We start from the raw sequence: 26584 nt of genomic DNA on the forward strand, positions 1-26584 counted from the left end.
TCACGGTGTTATGGGAAATTGTTGGCTACCGAGGCCCACCTGACCGATGACAACCTGAAGGCATCCCCAGCCGGCCGGGGCTCTTCCACCACACCCCCCTGAGGAGCCACAGAGTGAACCCCAGACTCAGGTTGGGGGCTGCCGCACTGCTCGCGTTAGCCCTGCCCGTCTGTCAAGCCTGGGCGGCCGGTGCCGCGAGCGCCACGAGCGCCACGGTCCGGGCGTCGCAGGCGGCCGACCCCCCGAGCCCCGACGAGCGCAGGAACGCGATCGCCACCGCGCGCGCCGCGGTCCTGGCGGAGCCGGCGGCGCTGCGAGCCTCCGAGCGCGACGCGTTCGCGCTGACCTCGGCCGTCGAGGGTGTCCGCGGCCTGCAGTACCTCACCTACGCCCGCACCCACGCGGGCCTGCCCGTGTACGGCGGCGAGGCGATCGTCACCACCGACGCCACCGGATCGGTGATCGGCACGGTCACCACCGGCCAGCGCACCGAGATAGCCGTGGGCACCCGGCCGAAGGTGAGCGCGGCGGCGGCCGCGGTCACGGCACGGGCCAGGGTCGCCAGGCCCGCGAGCGTGGCCACTCCCGTGCTGTCCGTGCACGCCGCCACCGCCGAGCCCCGCCTGGCGTACGAGGCCGTCGTGTCAGGGGCCACCGAGGCCGGCCGGGAGACCCGCCTCCACGTGTACGTGGACGCGCTCACCGGCAAGGTCGTCGACGAATGGGACGAGGTCCGCGACGGCACCGGCAACGGCCACTACAACGGCGCCGTCACCATCGACACGTCGCCGTCGTACACGATGCGCGACCCGGGCAGGCCCGGCGTCCAGTGCGGCGGCCAGAACGGCACCCCGTACACCAAGACCACCGACACCTGGGGCGACGGCCAGGGCGCGAGCCTGGAGACCGCCTGCGTGGACGCCCTCTACGGCGCGCAGCGCGAATGGGACATGCTGCGCACCTGGCTGGGCCGCAACGGCATCAACGGCCAGGGCGGCGGCTTCCCCTCCCGGGTCGGGCTGAACGCGGTCAACGCGTACTGGAACGGCTCCTACGCCTCCTTCGGCCGCAACTCCGCCGGAACCCAGCAGCTCACCTCCATGGACGTGGTCGGCCACGAGTTCGGGCACGGCATCTTCCAGTTCACCGGCGGCGGCGCGGGCAGCGGCAACGAGAGCGGCGGGCTGAACGAGTCCACCGGCGACATCTTCGGCGCCCTCACCGAGGCGTACGCCGCCAACCCCAACGACCCGCCGGACTACCTGGTCGGCGAGGAGGTCAACCTCTCGGGGCAGGGCCCGATCAGGAACATGTACAACCCGTCGGCGCTCGGGCACCCCAACTGCTACAGCGCCTCCATCCCCGGCACCGAGGTGCACGCGGCGGCCGGGCCGCAGAACCACTGGTTCTACCTGGCGGCCGAGGGCACCAACCCGGCCGGCAAACCGGCCAGCACCCGGTGCGACGGCGGCGCGGCCATCACCGGCATCGGCGTCCGCAAGGCGGGCGAGGTCTTCATGTCCGCCCTGAACACCAAGACGCAGCCGTGGACGCACGCCAAGGCCCGGGTCGCCACCCTGCAGGCGGCCAAGACGCTCTATCCGGGTAGCTGCGCCGAGTTCAACGTGGTCAAGAGCGCGTGGGACGGCGTCAGCGTACGGGCGCAGACGGGCGAGCCGACGTGCGCGCAGACCGGCAACGACTTCTCGGTGACCCTGGATCCCGCCTCGGGCACGGTCACGCCGGGACAGAGCGCCACGGCCACGGTCAGGACCGCGGTCACCGGCGGCTCGGCGCAGTCGATCACCCTGCGCGCCGGGACGCTGCCCGCCGGCGTGACGGCCTCCTTCAGCCCCGAGACGATCACCGCGGGCCAGACCGCCACGCTGACGCTCACCACCTCCGCGTCCAGCCCGCAGGGCGACCACGCCGTCACCGTCACCGCCGACGGGGCCGACGTGGACCGGCAGGCCGCCTACAACCTGCGGATCGGGCAGACCTCGCAGAACGACTACTCCTTCACCGTGAGCCCCGCCTCGGCCTCGGTACGGGCGGGCGAGGCGGCCACCGCCACCATCGCCACGCAGGTCACCTCCGGGCAGTCGCAGAGCGTGACCCTGTCGGCGGGCGACGTGCCCGCGGGCGTGACGGTCGCCTTCGCCCCGCAGACGATCACGTCAGGGCAGTCGTCCACGGTGACGCTCTCGACCGCCGCCGGGGTCTCCCCTGGCACGTACGCCGTCAGGCTCAACGGTGACGGGGTCAGCGTGGACCGCTCGGCCACGTTCAGCCTGACGGTCGCCGGGGGACAGGGCACCACCTGGGCTCCGTACACGGCGTACGCGGCGGGTGCCGTGGTGACGTACGAGGGCGTGTCGTACCGGTGCCTGCAGGGGCACACCAGCCTGCCGGGTTGGGAGCCACCCGGCGTGCCCGCCCTCTGGGCCCGTAGCTGATCTCCCGGGTCGATCTCCTGGGCTCGTCCCCGGTGAGCGGTCTTCGCCGGGCCGGCTGCCTCCGGCCCGGCGAAACCGGCTGCCGCGTACCGGCTGACCTGCCATGACCAGCCCGTACGCGGTGGCGCGCCGCGGTCGCCACCCTGCCTCTCCTGGGCCCGCGACCGCGGTTCGCCGGCGGTGGCGGGCGGCGGAGGCGGGGCCATCCAGACCGGTTCGCCCGGATAATCCGATTCGGCTTGACTGGCGATCTTTGATGCACCAGATTGTTCGGGTCTTTCAGGACCGTTCCCAAGGAAAACCATGAAGCGAACCATCGTCGGTGTCGCCGTGGTCGCGGGTATGGCGCAGCTCTCCGCCGCGCCCGCGCACGCCGCACTGACCAGCGACCCGGTCAAGGCGCTCCAGTCCCAGTTAGCCCGCGGCAAGGCCGTCAACCTGACGGCCACCGCCAAGGTGACGTACGCGGCCGGCCTGGTGGCCACCTCCGCGCTGGACGGCACGGTCGGGTTCGGCCCGCGCGGCCCCGTCGCCTCCGACCTGGGGCAGACCCTGCAGTACAGCGAGAAGCTGCTGGGCCAGTTGAAGAAGTCGAGCCCGGAGGAGACCGAGGCCCTGCAGGAGGGGCCCATCAGGATGGTCTCCTCCGGCGGCCTGAGCTACGTCTCAGGACCGGTGGTCGACCAGGCGCTGATCCAGGGCGAGAGCTGGGTCCGCTACCGGAAGGTCATCCTGCCGCCGAGCAACCTGGTCGTCGAGGTGCTCGACCCGGCCACGCTCAAGGCCCTCATCGCCGCCCGCACCTCGTGGAGCGGCGGCATCCTCAAGGGCAGCGTCAAGGCCGGCAAGCTCGCCAAGGCGTCGGCGCCCTTCGCCGCGTTCTACGGCAAGTCGTTCACCGCCAAGCGCGACGGCAAGATCACCTACACGCTCTGGTTCGGTGAGAAGGGCCTGGTCGAGCGGGTGTCCGCCAAGGCGTCCCTGCCCATCCAGAACCGGACCGTGCACGTCGAGTCCGACACCCGCTACGCGGACTGGGGCCGCGAGGTCACCGTGGAGCTCCCGCTGGGGGGCGACGTGATCGACCAGAGCGAGGTCAAGGACCGCGTGCCCGGCAAGATGCCCGGCATCTGGAACTGACGCCGCACCCGGCGGCCGGAAATCTCGTGGCGGGCCCGTGCGGCCCGCCCGTAAACTGACCGCATGTCAACGCCCCGGATCTCCTAGCCAGGACACCAGCTTCCACGCCACCCGTGTGTCCTCCAGTAGTTCCGGAGCGAGTTCTCATGCTTACCTTCCGTGGCGTCGACGTGCGTGCCGGCGCCCGCCTCCTGATGTCCGGGGCCACCGCCCACGTCGCCCCCGGCGACCGCGTCGGCCTGGTCGGCCGCAACGGCGCGGGCAAGACCACCCTGCTCGAGACCCTCGCCGGGCGGCTCCAGCCCGCGGCCGGCGACATCGTCCGCACCGGGCCCGTCGGCTACCTGCCGCAGGACCCCGCCGCCGCCGACGCGGGCACCGCCGTGCTCGACCGCATCCTGTCCGCCCGCGGCCTGGACCGCGCGCTGCGCGACCTGCGGGCCGCCGAGACCGCGCTCGCCGCGTCGGGCGACGAACGCTCGATGGCCCGCTACGCCAGGGCCGAGGCCGAGTTCCAGGCCCGCGGCGGATACCCGGCCGAAGCCGGGGCGGCCCGCGTCGCCGCCGGGCTCGGCCTGCATGAACGCGCCCTGGACCAGCCGCTGGGCACCCTGTCCGGCGGGCAGCGGCGGCGCGTCGAACTGGCCCGCGTGCTGTTCGCCGAGCCCGGCGTCCTGCTGCTCGACGAGCCGACCAACCACCTCGACGGCGACTCCGTCGCCTGGCTGCGTACGTTCCTGACCGGCTGCTCCGGCGGGCTGGTGCTCATCAGTCACGACACCGGGCTGCTGGCCGGGGTGGTCAACCGGGTCTGGCACCTGGAGCAGGGCGCACTCGAGGTGCACAACACCGGGTGGCACGCGTACCTGGCCGACCGCGAGGCCGGCGACCGGCGCAGGGCCAGGCTGCGGGCCGCCGCCGAGCGCAAGGCCGCCGCGCTGCACGCCCAGGCCGACCGGATGCGCGCCAGGTCGTCCACGGCGGTCCGGGCCAGGGACATGGCCCGCCGCGCCGACCGCATGCTGACCGAGGCCCGGCCGGTGCGCCGCGCCGAGAAGGTCGCGCGCATCCGGCTGCCCGAGCCCGCGCCCAGCGGGCGCACGCCGCTCGGCGCGATCAGCCTGACCAAGTCGTACGGGGACCTGCCCGTGCTGACCGGCGTGGACCTGGCCGTCGACCGGGGCAGCAGGCTCGTCGTACTCGGGCTCAACGGCGCGGGCAAGACCACGCTGCTCAGACTGCTGGCCGGGCAGGAGCGGCCCGATTCCGGGCGGGTCGTGCGCGGGCACGGGCTGCGGCTCGGCTACTTCGCCCAGGAGCACGACACCCTCGACCCTGGCCACACCGTCGGCGGGCACCTGGCGGCGGCCGCCCCGCACCTGAGCGACGGCGAGGCCAGGGCGGTGCTGGGGTCGTTCCTGTTCGGCGGCGACGACGTGGACAAGCCCATCGGGGTGCTGTCGGGCGGGGAGAAGACCCGGCTGGCGCTGGCCGGGCTGGTCAGCTCGCGGGCCAACGTGCTGCTGCTCGACGAGCCGACCAACAACCTCGACCCGGCGTCCCGGGCCGAGGTGCTGGCGGCCGTGTCGGCGTACCGGGGGGCGGTCGTCATGGTCACGCACGATCGGGAGGCCGTCGAGGAGCTGCGCCCGGGGCGGGTGCTGGTGCTGCCCGACGGGGTCGAGGACCTGTGGAACGACGGGTACGCCGACCTGATCACGCTGGCCTAGCGACCAGGGATCGCCGCGGCCCCGCACGGTATGGGCTTCCTGGCCGGGCCGCGACCGTACGGGCGTGAGCCGTGGATACGCGGGCAGGGGGTCCCTCGTGACCGGCGCCTTCGGGCGATCAGCGACCCACAGGACGGCGACATGACATCGACACCCCGCCCGCCCCGCCGCGACGGCCCCGGCACCCCCCACCGGCCCGACGGGAGGGACGGCACCGTGCCGGACGAGGGCCCGTACGAGGGCGCAGACGAGCGCGCAGACGGCCGGCGCCGGACGGACCACGAGGCGGACGCGGATGGGGCGGGCGATCCTCGGGTGGCGTCGCTGGAGGCCGAGATCGGGCGGGTCAGGGAGCCGGCGAGGTTGCTGCGGGTCAGCACCATGGCCCGTTCGCTGCTCGACGAGGCCCGCGGGCTCGCCCTCGACGAGCACACCCGCGAGCAGCTCTGGCACCTCCACGCGCGGGTGGTCGCGGAGATCGGCGACTCCGTCGCCCCCGAGCTGCGGGACGAGCTGGACCGCCTGCTGCCCGAGCCGTCCCACACCCTCAGCCAGTCGGAGGTCCGGATCGCCCACAGCCAGCTCGTGGGCTGGCTGGAAGGGGTGTTCCAGGGCATCAGGGTCGGGATGACCGTGCAACGGGGCGTACACCACCCGGACGCCCAGCACCCGTCCGATCCCCACGGCGGGCAGGCCAGGCCCGACGCGGGATACCTCTGACCGGCTCCCGGACACGGTCGCCTCAGAGCCATGAGGCCGGCGGGATGGACGGGGCGATAGTATGCGTAACCGTCATGGCCTTCACCGACGCCTCGCTCACCGCGCTGCGGGTCTTCCGCGAGGTGGCCGAGCGCGGCACGCTCACCGCTGCGGCCACCTCCCTCGGCTACACGCAGTCCGCCGTCTCCCGCCAGATCGCCTCGCTCGAACGCGCGGCGGGCGCCCCCCTCCTCGAACGCCGCTACGACGGCGTCCGCCTGACCCCGGCCGGGCGCGTCGTGCTCCGCCACGCCGCCGCGATCGTCGACCGGATCGACGCCGGGGCGCGCGAACTGGCCGGGCTGCCCCAGGAGCCCGGCACCGTACGCCTCGGCTGGTTCGCCAGCGCGGGCGCCGACCTCGTGCCCCGCGCGCTCGAAGCCCTGCGCGCCACGCATCCCGCCATCACCGTCGAGAGCCGGGAGGGCGGCACGCCCGCGCTGGTCCGCGCCCTGCGCGCGGGCACGGTGGACCTCGCGCTGCTGGGCTCGGGGCCGCCGTTTCGTCCGCCCGACACCGAGACCCCGGCCCTGGAGACCGAGATCCTCGACGAACAGGGCCTGCGCGTCGCCGTGCCGTCCGGCCACCCCCTGGCCCGCGGCGACTACATCGACGTCGCCGACCTGCACGGGCAGCGCTGGATCGCGGGCTCGGGCACCGCGGCGGGGGGAGGCGCGGGCGACAGCACCGGCATGGGCGTCTGGCCGGGGCTGGACGAACGGCCCGAGATCGCGCACTCCGCCCGCGACTGGCTGGCCAAGCTCGGCCTCGTGGCCGCCGGTTGCGGGCTGACCACCGTGCCCGTCCTGCTCACCGGCGTGGTGCCGTCCGGGGTGCGCGTGCTGCCCGTACGGGGCGGGCCCAACGAGCAGCGCCGCCTCCTCCTGGCCCGGCTGCCCGGCCCGCTGCCGGAACCCGTGGCGCTCCTCGCCCGGACGCTCCGCCGGATCGCGCTCACCCGGTAGCCCCGCCCTCGACAGTGCCGCCGGGCGTCGCGCCCTCAACGGTGCCGCCGGGTGTCACGCCCTTCACCGCGTACGTCACGAGCGTCGTCAGCACCTCCTTGACCGACCCGCGGTCGCGCACGTCGCACATCACGACCGGGGTGCGCTCGCTCAGCCCGAGCGCCCGCCGCACCTTCGCGGGCTCGTACCGGCGGGCCCCGTCGAAGCAGTTCACCCCCACCACGAACGGGATCCCGCGCTGCTCGAAGTAGTCCACCGCCGGGAAGCAGTCCTGCAGGCGGCGGGTGTCGGCCAGCACGACCGCGCCCAGCGCGCCCAGCGCCAGCTCGTCCCACATGAACCAGAACCGCTCCTGCCCCGGAGTCCCGAACAGGTACAGCCACAGCCCGTCCCGGATGGTGATCCGGCCGAAGTCCAGCGCCACCGTGGTCGTGCTCTTGGACTCCACGCCCGAGGTGTCGTCCACCCCGACGCCCCGGTCGCTCAGCAGCTCCTCGGTGTGCAGCGGGCGGATCTCGCTGATCGTGCCGACCATCGTCGTCTTGCCGACGCCGAACCCGCCCGCGATGAGGATCTTGATGGCCAAGGCCGAGGAGACCGCGGTCGTCCCCGGCTCAGAGGCTGCGTAGTCCATGCAGCACTTCCCTGTAGAGGCGTTCGTCGAACGTCTGGGCGGCGGGACGCGGTCGTTCGATGGTGACCAGGCCGTCCCGCCGCAGATCGCCCAGGATCACCCGGGTGATGTTCAGCGGCAGCCCGAGGTGCGAGGCGACGTCCGCCACCGGAGTGGGTCTACGGCACAGCGACAGCGCGGCGCGGTGCTCGGGGATCAGGTCCGCGGGCTCGGCCGCGTCGCCGACCGTCGTGACGATGGCCACCAGGTCGAACGCCTCCCCCTGCGGACGCGCCCTGCCCCCGGTCAGCCCGAACAGCCGGATCAGCGGCCCGGGATCCTCCCCGGTCACTGTCTCGCGCCGTTCCAGGCCGGTGCCGGTGCCGCTCCCCTCGGATGCGCGGACAGGTGCTCGCCGACCCGCTTGACCATCAGCGCCATCTCGTACGTGACCATGCCCAGCTCGGCGTCCGCCGTGGCGAGCACCGCCAGCCGGGCGCCCTGGCCCGCCGCGGTGACGAACAGGAAACCCTCGTCCATCTCGATGATCGTCTGCCGGACGCCGCCCAGCGCGAAGTGCCGTCCCGCGCCCATGGCGAGGGAGTGGCTGCCCGCGGAGATGGCGGACAGGTGCTCCGCGTCCTCCCTGGTCAGCCCGCGCGAGCTGCCCACGGACAGGCCGTCCGCGGACAGCACGATGGCGTGCCGGATGCCGGGCACGCGCTGGATGAGGTCGTCGAGCAGCCAGCTCAGTTCGGTTCTGGGGTCAGCCATCGGGGTGGTCGTCCTTTCCGTTCCACGTGTCTTGCTCCTGCCTCGCCTGCCGGCGGCCTTCCTGCCAGCCGCGTTGCATGGACGACATGAGCTGGGCCAGCTCCTCCGGCGAGCGGCGCGGGCTCGTGCGCAGCTCGGTGCGGCCGGAGGCGCGGCCCGAAGTGCCGCTCGGGGCACGGCCGGGGGCGCCGTCGGGAGCGCCGTCGGGGGTGCTCCCGGAGGTGCGCTCGGGGGCGCGGAGCTGCGGGGCCAGGTGGGCCTGCGGTATCCGCATCGGCAGTCCGTCGAGGTCCTCGTCGGCCTCCTGCGGCGGCACCGTGACGCTCCAGTCGCGGGGCGGGCCGGACGGCGCGGCGCGTTCCCGCAGGGGCTCCGGGCCGGGCGGCCCGGACGCCGGGACCGGCCCCGAGCCAGGCGACGGCGTGAGGTCCGGCGACGGTGCGAAACCCGAAGAGCGCGTGAGGTCCGGCGAGGGAGCGAAGCCCGGCGAGCGCGTGAGGTCAGGCAACTGCGCGAAGCCCGGACGTCGCGTGGGGTCCGGCGACGGTTCCTGGGACGGTGCGCGGTTCGGGGACTGGGCGAGGGCCGCGTGCCGGGGGAGGTTCGCGGGTCCGGCGGTGACGGCCGCGGGCTCGGCGGTCGCGAGCAGCGCGGAGGGCAGCAGGACGATCGCGGTTGTCCCGTCGTACGGCGACCGCCGCAGCATGATCTTGATCCCGTGCCGGGCCGCGAGCCGGGACACCACGAACAGCCCGAGCCGGTCGCTGTCCGCCAGGTCGAACTCCGGCACGTCGGCCAGCAGGGCGTTGAACGCGTCCAGGGTGGCCTGGTTGAGCCCCAGGCCCCGGTCCTCGACCTCCAGCGCCAGTCCGTTGGCCGCCACCGCGCCGCGCACGTGGACGCTCGTGTTGGGCGGCGAGAACACGGTCGCGTTCTCCACCAGCTCGGCGACCAGGTGGATCACGTCGGTGACGGCGGCGCCGACCAGCAGCGGGGCGTCCGGCATGGGCACGACCGTGACGCGGGTGTAGTCCTCGACCTCCAGCACCGCCGCCCGTACCACGTCGAACAGCGGCACCGGGTCACGCCACCGGCGCGCGGGGGAGGAGCCGGACAGGATGATCAGGTTCTCCGCGTGCCGCCGCATGCGGGTGGTCAGGTGGTCGAGCTTGAACAGCTCCTCCAGCAGCTCCGGCTCGTCCACCCGGCGCTCCATGGTGTCCAGCATCGCGAGCTGGCGGTGCAGCAGCGCCTGGTTGCGCCGCGCCAGGTTGAGGAAGACCTGGCCGACGCTCTTGCGCAGCGCGGCCTGGCCCACCGCGGCCGCCACCGCCGTGCGGCCCACGGCGGAGAAGGCGTGCACCACGCGATCGACCTCGGCGGTGTCGGCCGGGTCGAGCCCGGGGGCCTCGGTGGCCGGGTCCACGTCGTCGCCGCGGCGCAGCCGTTCGACCAGCCGGGGCAGCCGCTCCTCGGCCAGCTCCACCGCCGAGCCCTGCAGCCGCCGCAGCTCGCCGACCAGCGAACGGCCGAACCGGTACGACAGCGTCAGCGACAACAGCACCGCCGCCAGGCCCAGCAGCAGGATCAGCCCGACCCGCCAGTACGCCCCGGTCTTCTGCTCCTCGGCCGCCACCGCCGAGCGGGTCAGCTCGGCCTGGGCGCCCCGGTTGATCTCGCCCAGGATGGTCTCGGTGTCACTGCGCCACTCCTGGGGGTCCACCGGCGGGGCCCCGTCGGTGTCCCATCTGAACAGCTCGTCCTCGACGGCCATCAGGCGCTTGTACTCGGGGCTGTCCACCAGCCTGTCGTAGTCCGCCCGCAGCTCGGGCCCGGCGTCGCGCTCGGCGTTGGCGAAGACGAGCCGGCGGCTGGTCATGGCGGAGACGAACGCGGCCCGGTCGGTCGGGGTCATCTTGCGGTGCACGATCGTGCTGGTGAGCACGGCGTGCTCGCGGCCCAGGTACTCGGCCGTGGACTGGTAGGCCGCCATGCCGCGTACGGCGCGGTAGGACGAGACGTCGCTCAGCGCGTCCCGGTCGGTGAACTGCCGGTTGGCCACGGAGATCAGGCTGTTGTACGCCTCGATGACGGTCAGCGGCGGCACCAGCACGCCTCCGTCGGCGGAGTCACGCAGCGTCCGCAGGCCGTCCAGCGCCTCCACCATCGCGCGCACCTGGGCGGGGGCCGCGCCGCCCTCGGCGTCCACGTCCATGGCCCCGATGATCTCCCGCAGCCGTTTGACCTGCGCGTCCGTGGCCTGCCGCTGGTCCGCGAGCGGCTTGTGGCCGGCCGTGCCGCCGACGGCCTCCGCCGAGAGCTGGCGCTCGCGCTGCAACTCGACGATCAGCCGCAGCACGGGCGAGCCGATGGCCTCCCAGCGGTCCTGCGTCTGGGAGACCGTGACGATCTCATCCACTCCCGAATACGCGATGAACCCCCATAAGGCCACCATGGAGACCAGCGGAAGCAGGAGGATCCTGAGCAGCTTGGTACGGATCGGCGGGGGCGAGCTCATCCTTCATGTCCAATTCCGCGCGTGTGGTGATGCGCTGCCGAGCATCCGTGAACGTGCCGTCGCCCCCCGAGGTTGCCGGCCACGACTGGGTGCGCCTGTGGTTCGTCCACTATGCCGATGGGGCAGATGTACTTCAAGGTACGGATGCGAAGAAACATCGCGAATGGTGGATTGACTGTTTGTCAGCACACAATTCGTGTTCGTAACCGGTGAGTAACCCCTCCGGTCTCCACGCTGAGTGACCACTCAGCCGAACGCGCTCACCCGGCCGACCGCCCGGGGCAGGCCGGTCAGGGGAGGATCAGGTTCACGATCTGGAGCACGAGCACGATCGACAGCACCACGGCCAGGATCAGCCACTTGGGGTCGAGCCAGCCCGACCGGCGGGGCCCGGCGGCGGCCGGGGCGTCGGGGTCGAGCAGGTCGCGCAGCACCGGGTTGATCTGGCTCTGGTGCAGGAGACGCTCCAGGTCGGGGACCAGGTCGAGCAGGCGGGAGCGCACCTCGGCAGGCTGGCGGGTGGCGGCCCACACGCGTACGTCGCGCAGGATCGCCCACGCGTCCTTGGCGGTGGTGGCCTGGGCCAGGTCGGCCAGGAAGTCCTCGAAGTCGTCGTGGGCGGCGGGAGGCTGCGCGCGGGGACCGTCGTCCGGCAGGGGCGGTGAGGGTGGCAGTGGCAGCGGTGGCGCGGCGGCCGGGTGAGCCTGCGTCCCCGCCTGCGCCTGGCCCTCCACCGGGGCCTGGGCCGCCTGCGCGGGCCGGAACGTCTCGGCCGCCGCCTGCCGGGGCTGCGACGTCCGGCGGTAGGGGTTCGTGGACGCCGCCGGGGCGCGGGACGGCGACTGCCGCGTGCGCGGCTGAGGACGGGCCTGCGCGCGGGACCGCGACTCGGCCTGCGATCCGGGCTGCGATCCGGCCTGTGACCCGGGCTGGGGGCCGGACGGGGGGCCTGGCTGCGAGCGGGACCGAGGGCGTGGCGCCCAGGTGTCGTCCGCCCAGGTCTCCTCCGCCGCGATCTCACCAGTCCCGATCTCACCCGTCCCGATCTCGTCGGCCGCGACCTCACCCGTCCCGGTCTCGTTCGCGCCGGTCTCGGCCCCCGCCGTCGCGGGACGTGCGGGCTGGGCGGGCCGGGCGATCAGCGCCGTCGCGTCGCGGGTGCCCGCGTCGAGCCGCCGGATCCGCTCCTCCAGCGGCGTCCTGTCGCTGATGCCCAGCCGCCGCAGCAGCGGCTTCAGCTCGTCCCGCGCGTACGCGTCCACGAGCATCACCGCGATCACGCCGTACCTGTCGTCGAGGTCGGGAGAGCGCAGGTCCACCCGCTCCCGGTACGCCCCCTGCGCCGACATCCCCGGCCACTGCCGCAGGAAGATGACCTCGGCGCCCAGCTTCCGATCGTCGCTCTCGTACGTGGAGAACGTCTCGGGATGGTGCCCGAGCACCCGGTCGAGGATGTCCACCAGCCCCCAGAGCTGCACCACGGCATCCCCGTGGGAGGCCACCGAGAGCGCCTCCCCCGGCTTGCGCAGGCACTGCGAGACGATCGGCGCCAGCGCCGCCGCCTCCGCCCTGGCCCGCCGGTCGAGCGCCCCGTTGGCCTCCTTGAACGGCTCGAGCAGCACGCCCAGGTCGAGCGGCTCGTCGGAGTCGGGCAGCCGGGCTGCCCAGCCGGGCGCCAGGGCCAGCGCCTGTCGTACGTTCGGCATGGCCGAGGGCAGCGTGGCCGGCCCGCCCAGGTACGCATTGACCTGGATCGTCCGCCTGCTGTCCGTCCCGCCGGTCCGCGTGCGCGCGAGCACCGCCACCCGCCCGTCCACCAGCAGCCGGCACACGCTCGCCAGCGCGGCGGGTCCGGGGTCGAGCCAGGGCCCGAGCTGGTTGTACCAACCCCGGGTGTCGGCGTCCCGCAGGGAGGAACGCACGGGGCCCAGCCCGGTACGCCGCTCGTCCCACGCGAACTGGATCCAGTCGACGCTGGGGTCAGGGCTCATCAGATTCCCACCTCCGGACAGCCGCGCAGGACGCCGGTCATGGCGAAGAGCGAGACCAGGGGCTCGAGGACGCGCCGGGGCCGGACACCCCGGGGAAAGCGCCCCTCGGCGGCGGCGCCCCCCGTCGCCGAGACGAAGTGCAGGGTGCACTTGCGGCACTTGTCGTACGGGCTGAGCCACGCCTGCGCGCCCCGCCGGTGCAGGAAGGCGTACGCGTCGCGGCTCTCGGCCAGGACGGCGTCCGGGTCGAGCCCGTCCGGCTCGGCGTAGAGCCAGGCGTCCACCGGCGACTGGAAGCGCACCGCGTCGCTCTTGGTGATCGCGATCGCGGCCGGGACGTCCAGCCGCCCGCCGCTCTTGGGCAGCCGGTCGAGCACGGCGCGGAAGGAGTCGTCGCCCATCCTGGCGGACCTGGTGGCGGCGTCGACCACGAACAGCAGCCCGCCGACGGCCGGGACGAACCTGGTCGCCTCGTGGGTGGTGCTGCGCAGCAGCTCGCCGGCGATGTCGAAGAAGGCCACCGCGGTGGTGTGCCGGCCGTCGTTGACCAGCAGCGCGTCCATCGGCTCCGCGGTGGCCCGGTGGGTGGTGCGCGACAGCGCGATCCGCTCCACCAGCAGCGGATGCACGTACGTGTCGACGTACTCGGCGTGCCGCTCGATGTCCACCGCGTCCGCGGTCAGCCCGTACGGCCGCAGCCCGCCCTGCTCGATGGCCCCGATCATGGTGGCCAGCAGGTGGGTCTTGCCCGTCTCCGGCCCGCCGACCAGCCCGATCACCAGCGGGCGGCCGTGCCGGACGTAGGTGTAGGGCAGGTGGTGCTCCAGGCTCGGGTCGGACACCGGGGCCGGGCAGCGTACGTGGGCGGCGCGCAGCAGGTCCTCCCGCAGGGCCTCGCTCACGTCGGCGAGGTCGAGCCGCCGGTACTGGCCGGCCGGGGTGCGCTCGTAGAGCTCGTCCTCGCTCCAGTCGAACTCGTGCAGGCAGATCGGGCAGAGGATCATCGGGTCACCACCCACAGGACGACGAGCAGGACGACCAGCACGGCCAGCGGCAGCCAGCGCGCCCACGAGGGCCGGGGCGGCTCCTCCTCCTGCCGTGCTTCCTTGACGGGGTGGACGGCCGTCCGATCGACGACGTCGGGGTCGCGCCTGGCCTTGCGCGCCCGGTCGAAGGCGGCCCGGCCCTCCTCCAGCTTGAGGTCCTGCTCGACCGGGATCGACTGCATCGGGTCGGGCACCCGCAGCCGGTTGAGCACCTCCTGCGCCGACGGCGGCGAGCCGGAGAAGACGTCGTGGATGGGCTGGAGCGCCGGGGCGGCGGCGAAGTCGGGCAGGCCGGCGATCTCGCGGCCGGTGACCGTGCGGTAGAGCACCATGCCCGCGCTCCACAGGTCGTCGGCCGAGGAGGCGTGACCGACGCCCTCGCGCTGGGCCGGGCAGGCGTAGGGCGGCTCGCCCAGCCGCAGCCGCCGGTCGCCGGCGAGCGTGGCGTGCCCCAGGTCGGTGAGCAGCACCGAGGCGCCGTCCCACCGTACGGTGCCCGGCTCGATGCGCCGGTGCACGATGCCGCAGGCGGCCAGGATGCGCACCGCCCGGAACAGGCTCGCCTGCAGGGCCCGCTGCTCGGCGATCAGCAGCGCGCCGAAGTGGCGGCTCACCGGCTCGCCCCGCCGGTCGGACAGCAGCACGAACGGCTCCTCCGCGTCCATGCTGTAGCCCATCAGCCGGGGCAGCTCGGGCGGGTAGGCGCGGCGCAGCCGGGCGAGCAGCCGGGCGCCCATGCGGGCCTCGTTCTCCAGCAGGTCGTAGAGGTACTCGCGCTCGCGTCCCGCCGCCCTGGGCACCCGCCGCTGCACGAGCCTGGCGCCCTGGACGACGAGGGTCAGCCGCCGCTCGAACGGGTCGTGGTACGGCTCCGCCTCCACCTCCCAGGTCACCTCGTCACCTTCGGGCGTGACGAAGGTCAGCGGCTCAGGTTCCATCCCCACTCCAGTTCTCCTCCACCGTCCCCGGACGCAGCGGCACCAGGCGCAGCGTGCCGGCGTACTGGCCCGACCTGGTCCACACGACGCCCGGCGGGTTGCCCTGGCCGCGTACCGCCCTGGGCGCGAAGCGCACCGCGTACGCCTGCCGCAGCAGCGCCGTCAGGTCGCGGTCACCGCACAACTGCAGCATCTGCCCGCTCGCCGGGACCTCCAGCGCCCGTACGACCTGCTGCGACTGCCGCCACACCGCGTCCACCAGCTCCTGACGCCCGCCGGACGCGGCGCCGTCTCCTGTGCCGATTCCTGGGCCGTCTCCTGGGCCCGCTCCTGTGCGGAAGCCGGGGTGTTCCTGCACGCCCTTGTGGACCAGGTGGTAGCGGTACTGCCGCAGCGTCTCGTCCACCCGGCGCTCCAGCCCGGCCTGGGCGTCGCGGTAGTCGCCGTGCTCCAGCGAGGTCCAGCCGGGCTCCAGCCAGCCGGTCACCGCGTCGAGCAGGTCGCCGGTGATGACCTCGCGGAGCTGCCCGCCGCGGTCGCGCAGGCGTACGGTGACCTCCTCGTCGAGCGCCGACGCGGCGGCGGACTGACCGGCCTCGGCCTTGCTCCAGTCGTTCAGCGTGCCGGCCACCCGCACGGAGATCTCGCCCAGCGACGCCGCCAGCGTGCGGGCGGCGTCGGAGGTGTGCATCCGGGCCTCGCCGAGCATCCACTCGCTGGCCGCGACCCGCTCCAGCCGTGAGCGCAGCTCGTCCAGCGCCGTCCGCGCGTGGCCGAGCGCGAGCTGCTCGCGCCACCAGGCCCGCGAACGCCGCCAGAGGACGAAGCGGTCGATCAGCCCGGCCGGGAACGGGGCCGGCGCGTGCAGCGCGTTGAGCAGCTCGTCGGGGCAGATCCGCCACAGGTCGTCGACGAAGGCGGCGCTGCCGATGGGCGCGCTGTGGTCGGCCAGCAGGCGCAGCCGCGACACCAGCCGCGTCAGGCTCTTGCGCTCGGCCAGCGCCGACTCCACGTCGGTGCGCAACTCGCCGACGATCTCGCGGTGCCCCATGCCGGCCGGGGTGGCGAACTTGACGCCGTGCTCGGCCAGCCGGTCGGCGGTGGCCTCGTCGGTGTGGTCGATCTCCGCGAACAGCCGGGCGACGGCCTCGCGGAACTCGGCCAGCGCCCGGCCCGCCGCGACCACCTCGTCGGCGATCGCGGCCAGGACCGGGGGCCCGTGGAAGTAGCCCAGGTCGTCGAGCGCGCGGGCGGCCCGGTCGATCTGCTCGGCGGCCCGCCGGTAGAGGCGTTCCGTCCGGCCCTCGGGGACGAGCGCGTCGAGCAGGTCGGCGGGCAGGTCCACGGTGCCGCTGAGCACCGGCAGCGCGTCGGCCAGCGGCGAGCTGAACGCGGCGGTGTCGGGCTGGACGGGCCCGCCGAAGCGCTCGGCCACCTCGTGGAACGCCTGCGCGAGCACCTCGGGGTCGATGCGGCCGGCCACGATGCGCCAGCCCGGCGAGGCGGTGCCGTACGGGATGTCGCCCAGCTCGTCGACCACCTGGTCGAAGACCTCCGGCTGGCTCAGCAGGTCGATCAGGATGGTCTCGGAGCTGACCCCGGGGCCGTGCGCCGCCTCGCCGGTGTCGGCGTTCCACAGGATGCCGCACGGGTCGCCCACCCACAGCACCCGGCGGCCCTCGCCGTCGAGCGCCGGGGGCAGCCGCAGGTCCGGCCCCACCGCCACGACCAGCACCGACCTGACCAGGCGCGAGCTGAGCACGTTTTGAAGCACCTGCTGGGAGCCGGCCAGCAGCTCGGTGCCGGCCACGACCAGCATCCGGCCGCCCAGCCGCTCAGGCTCGCCCTTGCGCAGGTCGAGCAGCACGACCGTGGACTCTCCTGTGCTCCCACCGTGTTCATTCACCGACCAGCGCCTCCAGATCGCGCAGGTTGTAGGCCACTGCCTCGGCGACGCGCTCGAACGGCAGGTCGCGCGCCGCGGGCAGGGTGTGTGCCCAGAAGGCGATGAGCTGGTCGGCGCGGTTGCGCGCGCCCGACGGCAGCTTGGGCGCCATGATCTCCAGCAGGCCGAGCTGGTCGGCGGCCATGCCGGTGACCTGGTGGTAGAGCGGGTGCGGCACGCTCAGCGAGCCCGCCAGGCCGGTCGGGACCGCGTTCATGAGCTGGTCGCTGACGAGGCCGCGGAACTCCTCGTCGCCGCCGATCACCCACTGCTCGTACGCCCGCAGCACGCTCGGCCAGGACGACGCCCTGCCGTACCCGGTCAGCGGGAGCGTCATCGAGCCGCCCTCGACGTCGATCCGGATCCGTGACGGCGAGTCCGGCTCGCCCTCCACCACGCCGACCCGGCCGTTCCAGAGCAGGCAGAGCAGCCGGTGCAGGATGCGGACCCGGTGCTCCTCCGTCGTGGCCAGGTAGCCGAAGTCGTAGCCCAGCCGCTGGCGCCACTTCAGGTGGTCCTGCGGCCGTTCGTCGCGCAGCGCGTCGCCCCAGCTATGGAGCACCTCCCGCAGCTCGCGGACCTGGGTGACGCTCATCGAGGTACGCACCTGCACGACCGTCACCGAGTCGGCGTCGATGTTGCGGAAGTCGGGCGCCCCCGGCAGGTCGATCCGCTCCTTCAGGAACCGCTCCAGGTCGGGGTCCTTGGCCGGGGCGGGATAGGAGACCAGCACCTTCAGGTCGCCCGTGCCGTCGGGGGTGAAGCCGCCCGGCACCAGGTCGGCCAGCTTGAGTTGGAACTGCCGCACGTGCGGGTCGTCGCCCCCTGCCCCCGCCGCCTGGGCCAGGAGGTCGGCCAGCGACGGCAGCAGCGGTGGCTCGCCCAGCGCGGCCGCCTCGTCGCGGTCCTTGAAGAGCTTCTTCACCTCCAGCTTGAGCCGGTCGCGCACCCAGTCGAGCGCCTCGGCCGGCTTGCCGGTGCGCCAGGCCAGGTCGTAGGCGTGCCGCCAGCCCTCGGCGCCGACCAGCACGTTGACCACGCCGGCCTCCGCGTCGGTCGGGCGCAGCAACTGCCGGGAGACGAACACGTCGACGAAGCGGCGCACCACCGTGTCGTAGAACGCGTCGGCGCCGGCCGGCGGCAGCAGGTGGTAGACGCCCACGCGGGTCTCGTACAGCTCGCCCGCGCGGCGCGCGAAGCGCTCGGGGTCGGCCTCGGCGTGCTCGACGAACGCCTGCGTGAACTCGCGCACCTCGCGCAGGAGCTGCTTGCGCCGCGGCTCCCAGCGGGGCATCTGGTCGGCCCACGCCCGATGCCAGAGCCCCTGGCTGCGCCACAGGTACCACGCCTCCTGGTCGGCGAGCGAGCCCTGGACCTCGGGGTCGGACCACTGCACCTTGCGGAGGAGCCGGTCTCGCATCGGGCGCGGCTGCGGGGGAGCCTCGGACATGTTCTCGTACGGCTTGCGCGGCTGGGCCCTGCGCTGGTCCAGCAGCCCGGCGAAGCCCAGCCGGTCGGCCTCGTGCACGTCGCCGGGCAGGCCCACGATCACCCGCCGCAGCCGGAACGGGTCGACGTGGCCGAGCCCCGCGATCGCCCCGCGGCGCACGTCCAGCTCCTGGGCCGTGGCCGGCACGACCCGGCTGAGCCGCCGCTCCAGCGAGGCCAGGTTGTCCTCCATCGCCCTGATCCGGTTGGCCAGCGCCTTCTGGACCTCGGCCGCGCCGGTGGCGGGTCGCGTCTCCGGCGGCGGCAGCGCCTCGCGGGTGTGCAGCGGTTCGAGGTTGGCGGTGGTGAACATGCGCCGGATCTCGTCGACGTTGGTCTCGGCGGCGCCCGGCGGCACCGTGTCGAGCTGCGTCACCGCGCGGGCCAGCAGCCGCGAGCTGACCAGGTCGGCCAGCTCCTCGACGGGCACGGTCATGGACGAGACGAACGCCGTGGAGACGCCCCGGTTGCCGATGCCGGAGGCGGCCGGGACCTCCCGCTCGACGGCCCGGTTGATGAAGTCGTCGGCGAAGGACGCCTCGCCGCGGTCCTCCATGCCCCCGGCGGCCTCCGCGGCGGTGCTCTGCCGGGTGGCGGCCAGGGAGACGATCAGCGAGGCGACCGAGCGGTGCAGGTCGTCGCGCTCGACGCCGGGCGGCATGGTGAACAGGAACGCGGTCTGCACGGTGCCGGTGGCCAGGCGTACCTCGCCCCTGACGGGGTAGCGCACGCCCAGTTCGCCGGCGATGCCCTCTTCGTCCACCTGCGTGCCCGCGTGCGGCGCGTTCTGGTCGTCGACCAGCCGGAACAGGTCGAGCAGGCTGGAGCCGGCGTTCAGCCGGGCCCGCCGACCGCCGCCCTTGCCCTCGGCGAACGCCGACGGCATGACGACCAGCGGGTAGACGCGCGCCCTGATGCCGCTGCGGGCGAAGGCGTCGCCGATCAGGTGCAGGTAGTCGTAGAAGACGCCGCTGCCGGTGCCGCCCGCCACGGAGAAGGCCACGAACACGTCGCAACTGCGCCGCAGCCGGCCGCCCAGCGCGGCCAGCTCGCTGCCCGAGTTGCTGATCGCGCCGATGGCGTTCTCGACGCCCTGCACCACCGGGCCGGTGCCGTGCCGCATGCGCTCGAACAGCGCCGCCCTGGCCACCGTGGGGAGCTGCCCGGCGCCGCGCATCAGCGGCGCGATGAGCGGCTCCTGCTCGCGCGGCGGCAGCCAGTCCTTGACGTGGTCGCTCAGCGTGGCGCGCAGGTTGCGGGCCACCTCCGGGTAGGAGTCGAACTTCGGCACCACGTCGTAGATCAGGTGCGCGGTGCGGCCGGCCGCGGGAAGCTCCTTCTCGGTGGGCACGACCCGGCGGCGCGTGCGGTTCAGCTCGTCCTCGTTGAGGTCGACGTAGACGAACTGCAGGCAGGAGGGCAGCTCGTAGGGCAGGTAGTTCTGCCATCTGAAGTTCCTGATCAGGTCCATGCCGTCCGGACCGCACAGCTCGTCGCGCAGCCAGCGCTCCAGCTCCACCCCGACCCGGCAGCCGGTGCCGCCGAGCCCCACGAACATCATCGGATCGAAGATCCTCATGCGCCCCTCACAACAGGTCGTCGCCTGGCATCGGTCTGGAGGTCCTGCTCTGCCGCGGCTCGCCCACGCCGTACGCGGGCTGCTCCGTGCCGCCGACCCGGCCGTCCTTCACGCCCAGGTGGTAGTGCTCAGACAGGGGGATCGACCGGCCGGGGAACAGCGGGTCGAGCTGCCGCCCCGACGGGTCGCGGATGAGCACGGCCCCGCCCTCGCCCCGGCGCACCGCGTAGCCGGCGCCGAACGTGCGCACCAGGTTGCCGTCGCTGACGTCGAAGGTGAACTCGGAGCCCGCGCCGATGGGCGCCTGGAGCCGGCTGACGAACGGGCCGCCGGGCCGTTCGAGCAGGTGGAGGGTGAGGTCGCTGGGGTCGGCGGTCCGGTGCCGCGCACGCCGCCTGGCCAGCAGGACCGGCACCGCGACCGCCACGATCACCAGGAGGATCAGCAGCGCCTGGAGCGCCCGCCGCCACAGCGGGGTCGGCGCCCGCACCTCCACGTCCACGAACTCCTCGGCCACCACCTGCCCGGCCGCGTCGACCACCTGCACCGAGCCGCCGGTGCGGCCCTCGGCCGCGTCTGGGCCGACGCGGAGCGTGAAGGCGTGCTCGGAGCCCCCCGAGGGCGCCTGGAACCGCTGAGGGGGCGACAGGCTGACCGTGCCGGGGACGTCCACGAGCCGCAGGTCGAGCGGCGCGGGCCCGGCGTCGTTGGTGACCCGGACCGTGCCGGAGACCTCGCCGCCCGGCTCGACGGTGGCCGTGCCGAGGTGCACCTGGGCGCGGATCCGGTCGGCGGGTCCCGCGATGCGGGTCTCGTACGGACGCTCGTCGCCGGCCACGCCCGGCCCCGTCACCCGGCCCAGGAAGGACAGCGCGCCCGTGGCGGTGGCGGGGATGACGACCTGGCCGGAGAACTCGCCGTCGTCCTTGGCCCGGTCGGGGCCCTCGCCGGTGTCGCCCAGCTCGACCGGCGTCTCCTGGACGCCGTCGCCGGACACGCGCGCCGAGAACCGCAGGCCCGCCAGCGCCGCCGGGTCGGTGATCGTGCCCGTCCTGGTCTGCAGGCGCAGCCGTACGGTCACCCGCTCGCCCGGCCGAGGACGGGGGTTGCCGAGGGAGATCGAGGCCCGCAGCGCGCCCTGCCACACCACGGTCGCGCTGACGTCCTGGCGGCTGACGCCCGGCGGCGACCTGAGCTGGACGCGCCACTCGCCGGGCACCGGGTTGCGGACGCGCAGCGAGTCGACCGGGCCGGACCTGCCGACGCGCTGGAAGGCCGACTCGTTGGCCTCGCCGTCGTCGGGCGCCTGGTTGCCGTCGGGGTCGAAGTAGGTGACCTGGATGCGCGGGTCGCGCTTGACCACGACGATCGAGCCGTCGGTCGCGATGATCGGGATCTTGACATGGAGATCGACCGTGGCGCCCGCGTCGAGTGAGTCGGTCACCGACTCGCCGATGCCGGCGCACCTGGCGTACGCGAACGCCTCCAGCAGCGAGCGCTCGACGTCCGCCGACCCGGCCACCACCCGGGCCCGCGGGGTGGCCGTCTCCTGCTCGCCGCAGGGCTGCCGCCAGCCGCCGGCGGCGAACGCGTCGAGGCTGGCCTTGTCGGCCGAGCCGAAGCCCAGCGGCCAGATCTGCACCTTGGCCCGCTGGGCGTCCTGGAGGCTGCCCGCGATCTGCGCCTGGGCGTTGCGGTTGCGCGACTGGCCGTCGGCGCCGTACTGAGGGCTGTTGCGGACGTCGAGCACGCCGTCGGTGAGCAGAAAGACAATCTTGGCCCGCTGCTGGTCGTCGGGCTCGTTCATGATGTCGATCGCCTGCTCCAGCGCGGCGGCGTGGTCGGTGTCGTTGCCGTCTTCCGCGCCCCTGCGGCGCAGTTTCTCCACGCACCGGCTGAGCGACTCGCGGTCCTGCGCGGTCTCCACCCCGGTCAGCGGGCAGACGATGTCGACGGCCGACTGGCCGGGGCCGTTGGAGCTGCCGAAACCCACGACCGCCACCTGTGATTGGGGCGACAGCTCGCCGAGGGCGATGAGCTGCGCGGCGGCCCGTTCGCGGGTGACGTCCTGGCCGCTCAGGCTGCCCGACTCGTCGACCAGGACGACCACGCGGACGGGCTTGACGTCGGAGGGCGCGTGGGAGGGAGCCGCCTGCGCGGCGGCGGGGACGAGCACTGGGACGAGCACTGGGACGAGCACTGCGGCGACGGCCACGGCCGGCGCGAAAAGGAACCTGAGGGATGAAGTGACGCGCACATTTCCTCGCAGTTGCCGTTTTTCTTATCCGCTGAACGGAGAGAGGCCCCGAGAAGTTTCTGCCGCGATTACGGTCTTGACGATTACCGGAAAACGTGTGTCCGAAATTGAGATAACCTGCCCCGCATAAAAGAGATCCTACGACTTGGAACGGATTCCAGGCCGGGGAAAAAGCACGGGATACGCGGCACGCACGGGATCGACCCGGCCTGACACGGAAACACCTCTCATGCGCGGTCGCTGGAGGCCAGGGCGAGCGCCACGGCCAGCAGCGCGATCACCGGGGCCACCGGCGGGAACACCCGCAGCACCACCGTGGTCGCCGCCGCCCCGAGCGCCAGCGCGGCCAGCACGGCCACCAGCTCGGGGACGTGCGGCTGCCCGGTGCCCGGGGTGAGATGCCGGGCGAGCGCACTGGTCAGCGCCCCCGTGATGAACGTCGTCGAGCCCACGAACGTGTGCAGCCGGTTGGTCACCGCGCTCTGGACGCCCATGGCCAGCGCGGCGGTGGCGATCAGCGGCAGCCGGGGCGCGCCCGCCGCCCAGCCCACGGCCAGCACGGCCAGCAGGGCCAGCTCCGCGCCCAGGGACAGCCTCGTGCGGGCGGTCCAGCCCTTGGCCGCCGTCCTGGTCAGACGCAGGACGGTGGCCAGCGCGCAGGTGAAGGCCGCGAACGCCACCAGCGAGCCGACGGCGTCGGAGAGCCGGGAATGGCCCGCCGAGACGCCGAGCAGCACCAGGTTCCCCGTCATGTTGGCGGTGAAGACCTCACCCAGGGAGAGGAAGGTGAAGGCGTCCACGGCGCCGGACGCCAGGGCGAGGCTCAGGACGGGCAGGCGGCGGCCGGACGACATGCTCCTCAGACCGCGGCGGTGGGCCGCGTCAGGCGGCGCTCGCGGACCAGCCGGATGACCCGCTCCAGGTCGGGCGTCAGGTAACGGTCGTCGCCCAGCGGGGCGACGTACCTCCTCAGCTCGGCGTGCAGCGCCCGCGTGGTGGCGGCGAGCGGCAGCGGCGCCATCCTCCCCGCGATGAGGTCGATGCCCTGGGCCGCCATCAGGTACTGCACCGCCAGCACGGTCTCCAGCCGGTCGAGGTTCTCGTGCAGGTTTCGCGCCGAGGCCATCGCCATCGTGTTGTGGTCCTCTTGGCCGTCCTTGACCGGGCGTGACAGCGTCCCCGCGGGCGTGGCCCTGGCCTGCATCTCCGGGATCAGCGCCGCGGCCACCGTCTGCACCTGCACCATCCCCGAGTTGAGCCCGACCGACCCGCCGGCCAGGTTCGCGGGCAGGCCGTAGCTCCAGCGGGGCGACAGCAGCCGTCCTGACAGCTCCTGCGACAGCACCCCGACGTCGGTGATCTCCGCGTTCAGGCTGTCGGCCACGTGCCCCATCATGGAGCCGTCCCAGTTGCCGCCCATCACGAACTCGTACCCCTCGCCCTGCTCGCGCCGGAAGACCAGCGGGTTGGAGTTCGAGGAGTTGGCCTCGCGCACGAGGGTGCGGCGGGCGTCGGCGATCTCGTGGCGCAGCCCGGCCAGGATGTGCGGCGCGGCCCGCACCGCCACCGAGTCCTGGATGCGCGGCTCGTAGTTGGCCGGGTCGAGCTTGCGGCGGCCCTCGTCCGTCATCCAGCGCGAGCCCGCCACCATCGCCCGCAGCCGCGCGCTGACCGCGTTCTCCTCGGGAATGTGGCGTTCCGCGTGCGTACGGGCGTCCAGCGAGCCCCGCTCGGCCCTGGTCGCCTCCATGAACAGGGCGAAGGCCGCCTCCGCCTGGTCGGCCAGCACGGTGGCCCGGTCGACCGCGTGCATGAGCGTGGCGGCCAGCACGGTGCTGCCGCTGACGATCGGCAGCGCCTCTCCGGCCTGGAGGGTGAAGTCCCTGGGCAGTCCGGCCCGGGGGAGCAGCTCCGAGGCCGGTCCCTCCTGGCCCATGAAGCGGACCGGGGCGTTCTCGCCGATCGCCGCCAGGCCCGCCGCGGCCTGCGGCTGCAGGTCGCCGGTGCCCAGCGAGCCGATCTGCGGCATCCGCGGCACGACTCCGGCGTTGACCAGGTCGAGCAGCCGCTGGGGCACCTCGGGCCTGACACCGACCTTCCCCCTGGCCATCTGGTTGGCCTTGAGGATCAGGGCGAGCCGTACCACGTCGTCGGGCAGCGGGTCGCCGACTCCCGCGGCGTGGGAGCGCAGCACGTTCCGCTGGAACTGCTCGGCCTGCTCGGGCGTGAGCGGACGGTCCTTCAGCGGCCCGAGCGCCTGGTTCCAGCCGTACACCCGCTGGCCGGGCAGGGCCGCCAGCGCGCCCGCCCGCGTCCTGGCCATGATCTCCCGCGCCTGCGGCGTCAGCCGCGCGGAGACCGGACGGCCCCGCAGGATCGCGAACGCGTCACGCAGCGAGAACGACCGACCGTCCAGCACGAGGTCCAGCACCCTCGCGGGGACGGCCGGGGCCGCCGGTGGCGCGACGGGGTCGGCGACCGCCTGCCCCGGCACCACGCACAGGGCGGCGACCAGGCCCAGGCCGGTGGTCGTCCGCGCGACTTTGGTGATCAACGTACCCTCCGGCGCCACGGGGAAGATCGACTTCGCTCCGTTATAACCGGTGGTGTCCAGGCTCGGGGGGCGGCTCGGCCCGGCCGGGAGGAGTGCTGACCCGCTCTCGACCGGCCTTTGGACGAGCCGCCGACCCGGACCCCGAGCCGGGCGGTGGCGGTGCGCGTCACGCGCGGGCGGCGGCCTCCTGCTGCGGGGCCTGCTCGGGCAGGTCGAGGCTGTCGCGCAGCTTGGCCGGCTTGAGGAAGGCCGCCGCGACGAGCCCCACGGCCGCGATGGCCGCCGAGATGAGGAAGATGTGCCCGGTGGCGTCGCCGTACGCGGCGCGCACGATCCCCTTGACCGGCTCGGGCAGGGAGGCGATGTCGAGGCTGCCCCCTGCCGCGCTCCCGCCGGCGGGGATGCCCGCCGCGGCCAGCCCCTCGGCGATGTTGGTCGCCACCCGGTTGGCCAGCACCGCGCCGAGCACCGACACGCCGACCGTGCCGCCCAGCGAGCGGAAGAACGTGATCGCCCCGCTGGCCGCGCCGACCTCGCGCAGCGGGACGGTGTTCTGGATGACCAGTACGAGGTTCTGCATGGACATCCCGACGCCGATGCCGACCGCCAGCATGTACACCGAGACCAGCACCAGGTTCGTCTCGTGGTCGATGGTCGCCAGACCCGCGAAGCCGGCCAGCAGGACGACGAGCCCGGCGAGGATGTACGGCTTGGTCCGGCCGCTCCTGGAGATCATCCTGCCGCTGATCGTCGAGGAGAACAGCACACCGACCATCATCGGGATCGTCAGCAGCCCGGCGGCGGTGGGGCCGTACCCGCGGCCGATCTGGAAGTACTGGCCGAGGAAGACCGAGCCGCCGAACATGGCCATGCCGACCGCGAGGCTGGCCAGGATGGCCAGGGCGGGCGTACGGCGGCTGATGACGTGCAGCGGCACGACCGGCTCGCGCACCTTCGCCTCGACCCACGTCGCCACCGCGAGCAGCAGCACGCCGCCACCGGCCATGGCCGCGGTCTGCCACGACAGCCAGTCGAAGGAGTTGCCGACGAAGGTGACCCAGATGAGCAGCACGCTGACGCCCGCCGCGATGAGCGTGGCGCCCCAGTAGTCGATGCTGACGTCCGTCCGCCGGACGGTCGGCAGGTGCAGCGTCTTGGCCAGCAGCGCGAACGCGGCGATGGTGAACGGCACGGCGATGAAGAAGCACCAGCGCCAGCCGAGCCACGAGGCGTCGGCGATGAGGCCGCCGAGCAGCGGGCCGCCGACCGTGGCCACGGCCATGACGGCGCCCAGGTAGCCGTTGTACCGGCCGCGCTCTTTGGGCGTGATCATGGCGGCGATGATGACCGTGGCGAGGATCTGCAGCGCGCCCATGGCCAGGCCCTGGACGGCGCGGAAGGCGATGAGCTGGCCCGTGTTCTGTGCGAACCCGCAGGCCAGCGAGCTGACCATGAAGATCACGATGGAGATCTGGAGCAGCAGCTTCTTGTTGAACAGGTCGGCGAGCTTGCCCCAGATGGGGGTCGAGGCGGTCGAGGCCAGCAGGGATGCGGTGACGACCCAGGTGTACTGCGACTGGCTGCCGTCGAGCGCGCCGATGATCTGCGGCAGCGCCACCGAGACGATGGTGCCGCTGAGCATGGCCACGAACAGGGCGAGCAACAGGCCGCTGAGGGCTTCGAGGACTTGGCGGTGGGTCATCGGCTCCGCCGTGGACGGCGCTGCCGGCTGGGCACTCACACGCAACCTCCGATCATGGGATGAAGTGTTAGGACTCGGACACCATACATGCTCAAGCGGCAACTTTGCGCATTGAGAATTTATTCCCCA

Annotated in this window: 18 protein-coding genes; 5 read left to right on the forward strand and 13 right to left on the reverse strand. The window is 73.5% G+C overall.

Features of this window, described 5'->3' with window-relative positions:
• Positions 1–113 precede the first annotated feature (113 nt).
• From ACZ6S0_RS21365 to ACZ6S0_RS21385, 5 genes are all read left to right on the forward strand, one after another.
• Positions 114–2456: a M4 family metallopeptidase gene (locus ACZ6S0_RS21365; RefSeq protein WP_465920197.1), complete on the forward strand. Its 2343-nt coding sequence runs from the start codon at positions 114–116 to the stop codon at positions 2454–2456.
• Between the two features lie 303 nt (positions 2457–2759).
• The gene (locus ACZ6S0_RS21370; protein WP_465920200.1) at positions 2760–3596 is read left to right on the forward strand and encodes a hypothetical protein; all 837 of its coding nucleotides are present in this window, start codon (positions 2760–2762) and stop codon (positions 3594–3596) included.
• 146 nt (positions 3597–3742) lie between these two features.
• Complete coding sequence (locus ACZ6S0_RS21375) at positions 3743–5326, forward strand: ABC-F family ATP-binding cassette domain-containing protein (protein ID WP_465920203.1); 1584 nt, start codon at positions 3743–3745, stop codon at positions 5324–5326.
• Between the two features lie 141 nt (positions 5327–5467).
• The gene (locus ACZ6S0_RS21380) at positions 5468–6046 is read left to right on the forward strand and encodes a proteasome activator (protein WP_465920205.1); all 579 of its coding nucleotides are present in this window, start codon (positions 5468–5470) and stop codon (positions 6044–6046) included.
• Between the two features lie 74 nt (positions 6047–6120).
• On the forward strand, positions 6121–7050 hold the full coding sequence (locus ACZ6S0_RS21385) for a LysR family transcriptional regulator (RefSeq protein WP_465920207.1): 930 nt from the start codon (positions 6121–6123) through the stop codon (positions 7048–7050).
• Here ACZ6S0_RS21385 and ACZ6S0_RS21390 read toward each other — a convergent pair.
• The 13 genes from ACZ6S0_RS21390 to ACZ6S0_RS21450 all read right to left on the reverse strand — a co-directional run bounded on the left by ACZ6S0_RS21390 (position 7040) and on the right by ACZ6S0_RS21450 (position 26455).
• The gene (locus tag ACZ6S0_RS21390; protein ID WP_465920209.1) at positions 7040–7684 is read right to left on the reverse strand and encodes a GTP-binding protein; all 645 of its coding nucleotides are present in this window, start codon (positions 7682–7684) and stop codon (positions 7040–7042) included. The two genes, ACZ6S0_RS21385 and ACZ6S0_RS21390, sit on opposite strands and share 11 nt — an antisense overlap.
• Positions 7665–8015 carry a DUF742 domain-containing protein gene (locus tag ACZ6S0_RS21395; protein ID WP_465920212.1) on the reverse strand — a complete coding sequence of 117 codons (351 nt, stop codon included), beginning with the start codon at positions 8013–8015 and terminating at the stop codon, positions 7665–7667. Before ACZ6S0_RS21395 ends, ACZ6S0_RS21390 begins: the two co-directional genes overlap by 20 nt.
• Complete coding sequence (locus tag ACZ6S0_RS21400) at positions 8012–8437, reverse strand: roadblock/LC7 domain-containing protein (protein WP_465920215.1); 426 nt, start codon at positions 8435–8437, stop codon at positions 8012–8014. Before ACZ6S0_RS21400 ends, ACZ6S0_RS21395 begins: the two co-directional genes overlap by 4 nt.
• A complete protein-coding gene (locus ACZ6S0_RS21405) occupies positions 8430–10955 on the reverse strand; it encodes a sensor histidine kinase (RefSeq protein WP_465920217.1) in 2526 nt (841 codons plus the stop codon). The genes ACZ6S0_RS21400 and ACZ6S0_RS21405 overlap by 8 nt, the downstream gene beginning before the upstream one ends.
• 290 nt (positions 10956–11245) lie before the next feature.
• The gene (locus tag ACZ6S0_RS21410) at positions 11246–12946 is read right to left on the reverse strand and encodes a hypothetical protein (RefSeq protein ID WP_465920221.1); all 1701 of its coding nucleotides are present in this window, start codon (positions 12944–12946) and stop codon (positions 11246–11248) included.
• The gene (locus ACZ6S0_RS21415; RefSeq protein ID WP_465920223.1) at positions 12946–13950 is read right to left on the reverse strand and encodes a hypothetical protein; all 1005 of its coding nucleotides are present in this window, start codon (positions 13948–13950) and stop codon (positions 12946–12948) included. The genes ACZ6S0_RS21410 and ACZ6S0_RS21415 overlap by 1 nt, the downstream gene beginning before the upstream one ends.
• On the reverse strand, positions 13947–14930 hold the full coding sequence (locus ACZ6S0_RS21420; RefSeq protein ID WP_465920225.1) for a protein kinase family protein: 984 nt from the start codon (positions 14928–14930) through the stop codon (positions 13947–13949). Before ACZ6S0_RS21420 ends, ACZ6S0_RS21415 begins: the two co-directional genes overlap by 4 nt.
• Positions 14920–16836, reverse strand: a complete 1917-nt coding sequence (locus ACZ6S0_RS21425; protein ID WP_465920229.1) for a hypothetical protein — start codon at positions 16834–16836, stop codon at positions 14920–14922. The genes ACZ6S0_RS21420 and ACZ6S0_RS21425 overlap by 11 nt, the downstream gene beginning before the upstream one ends.
• Positions 16829–19942 carry a tubulin-like doman-containing protein gene (locus ACZ6S0_RS21430; protein WP_465920231.1) on the reverse strand — a complete coding sequence of 1038 codons (3114 nt, stop codon included), beginning with the start codon at positions 19940–19942 and terminating at the stop codon, positions 16829–16831. The genes ACZ6S0_RS21425 and ACZ6S0_RS21430 overlap by 8 nt, the downstream gene beginning before the upstream one ends.
• Positions 19943–19949: 7 nt before the next feature.
• Positions 19950–22157: a VWA domain-containing protein gene (locus ACZ6S0_RS21435; RefSeq protein WP_465920234.1), complete on the reverse strand. Its 2208-nt coding sequence runs from the start codon at positions 22155–22157 to the stop codon at positions 19950–19952.
• A 269-nt stretch (positions 22158–22426) separates the two neighbouring features.
• Positions 22427–23053: a YoaK family protein gene (locus ACZ6S0_RS21440; protein ID WP_465920235.1), complete on the reverse strand. Its 627-nt coding sequence runs from the start codon at positions 23051–23053 to the stop codon at positions 22427–22429.
• A 5-nt stretch (positions 23054–23058) separates the two neighbouring features.
• Entirely contained in the window at positions 23059–24753 is a 1695-nt protein-coding gene (locus ACZ6S0_RS21445) for an HAL/PAL/TAL family ammonia-lyase (protein ID WP_465920238.1), read from the reverse strand.
• Between the two features lie 166 nt (positions 24754–24919).
• Positions 24920–26455: an MDR family MFS transporter gene (locus ACZ6S0_RS21450; protein WP_465920241.1), complete on the reverse strand. Its 1536-nt coding sequence runs from the start codon at positions 26453–26455 to the stop codon at positions 24920–24922.
• Positions 26456–26584: the final 129 nt, after the last annotated feature.

It is taken from the genome of Nonomuraea sp. NPDC051298 (genome assembly GCF_055586305.1).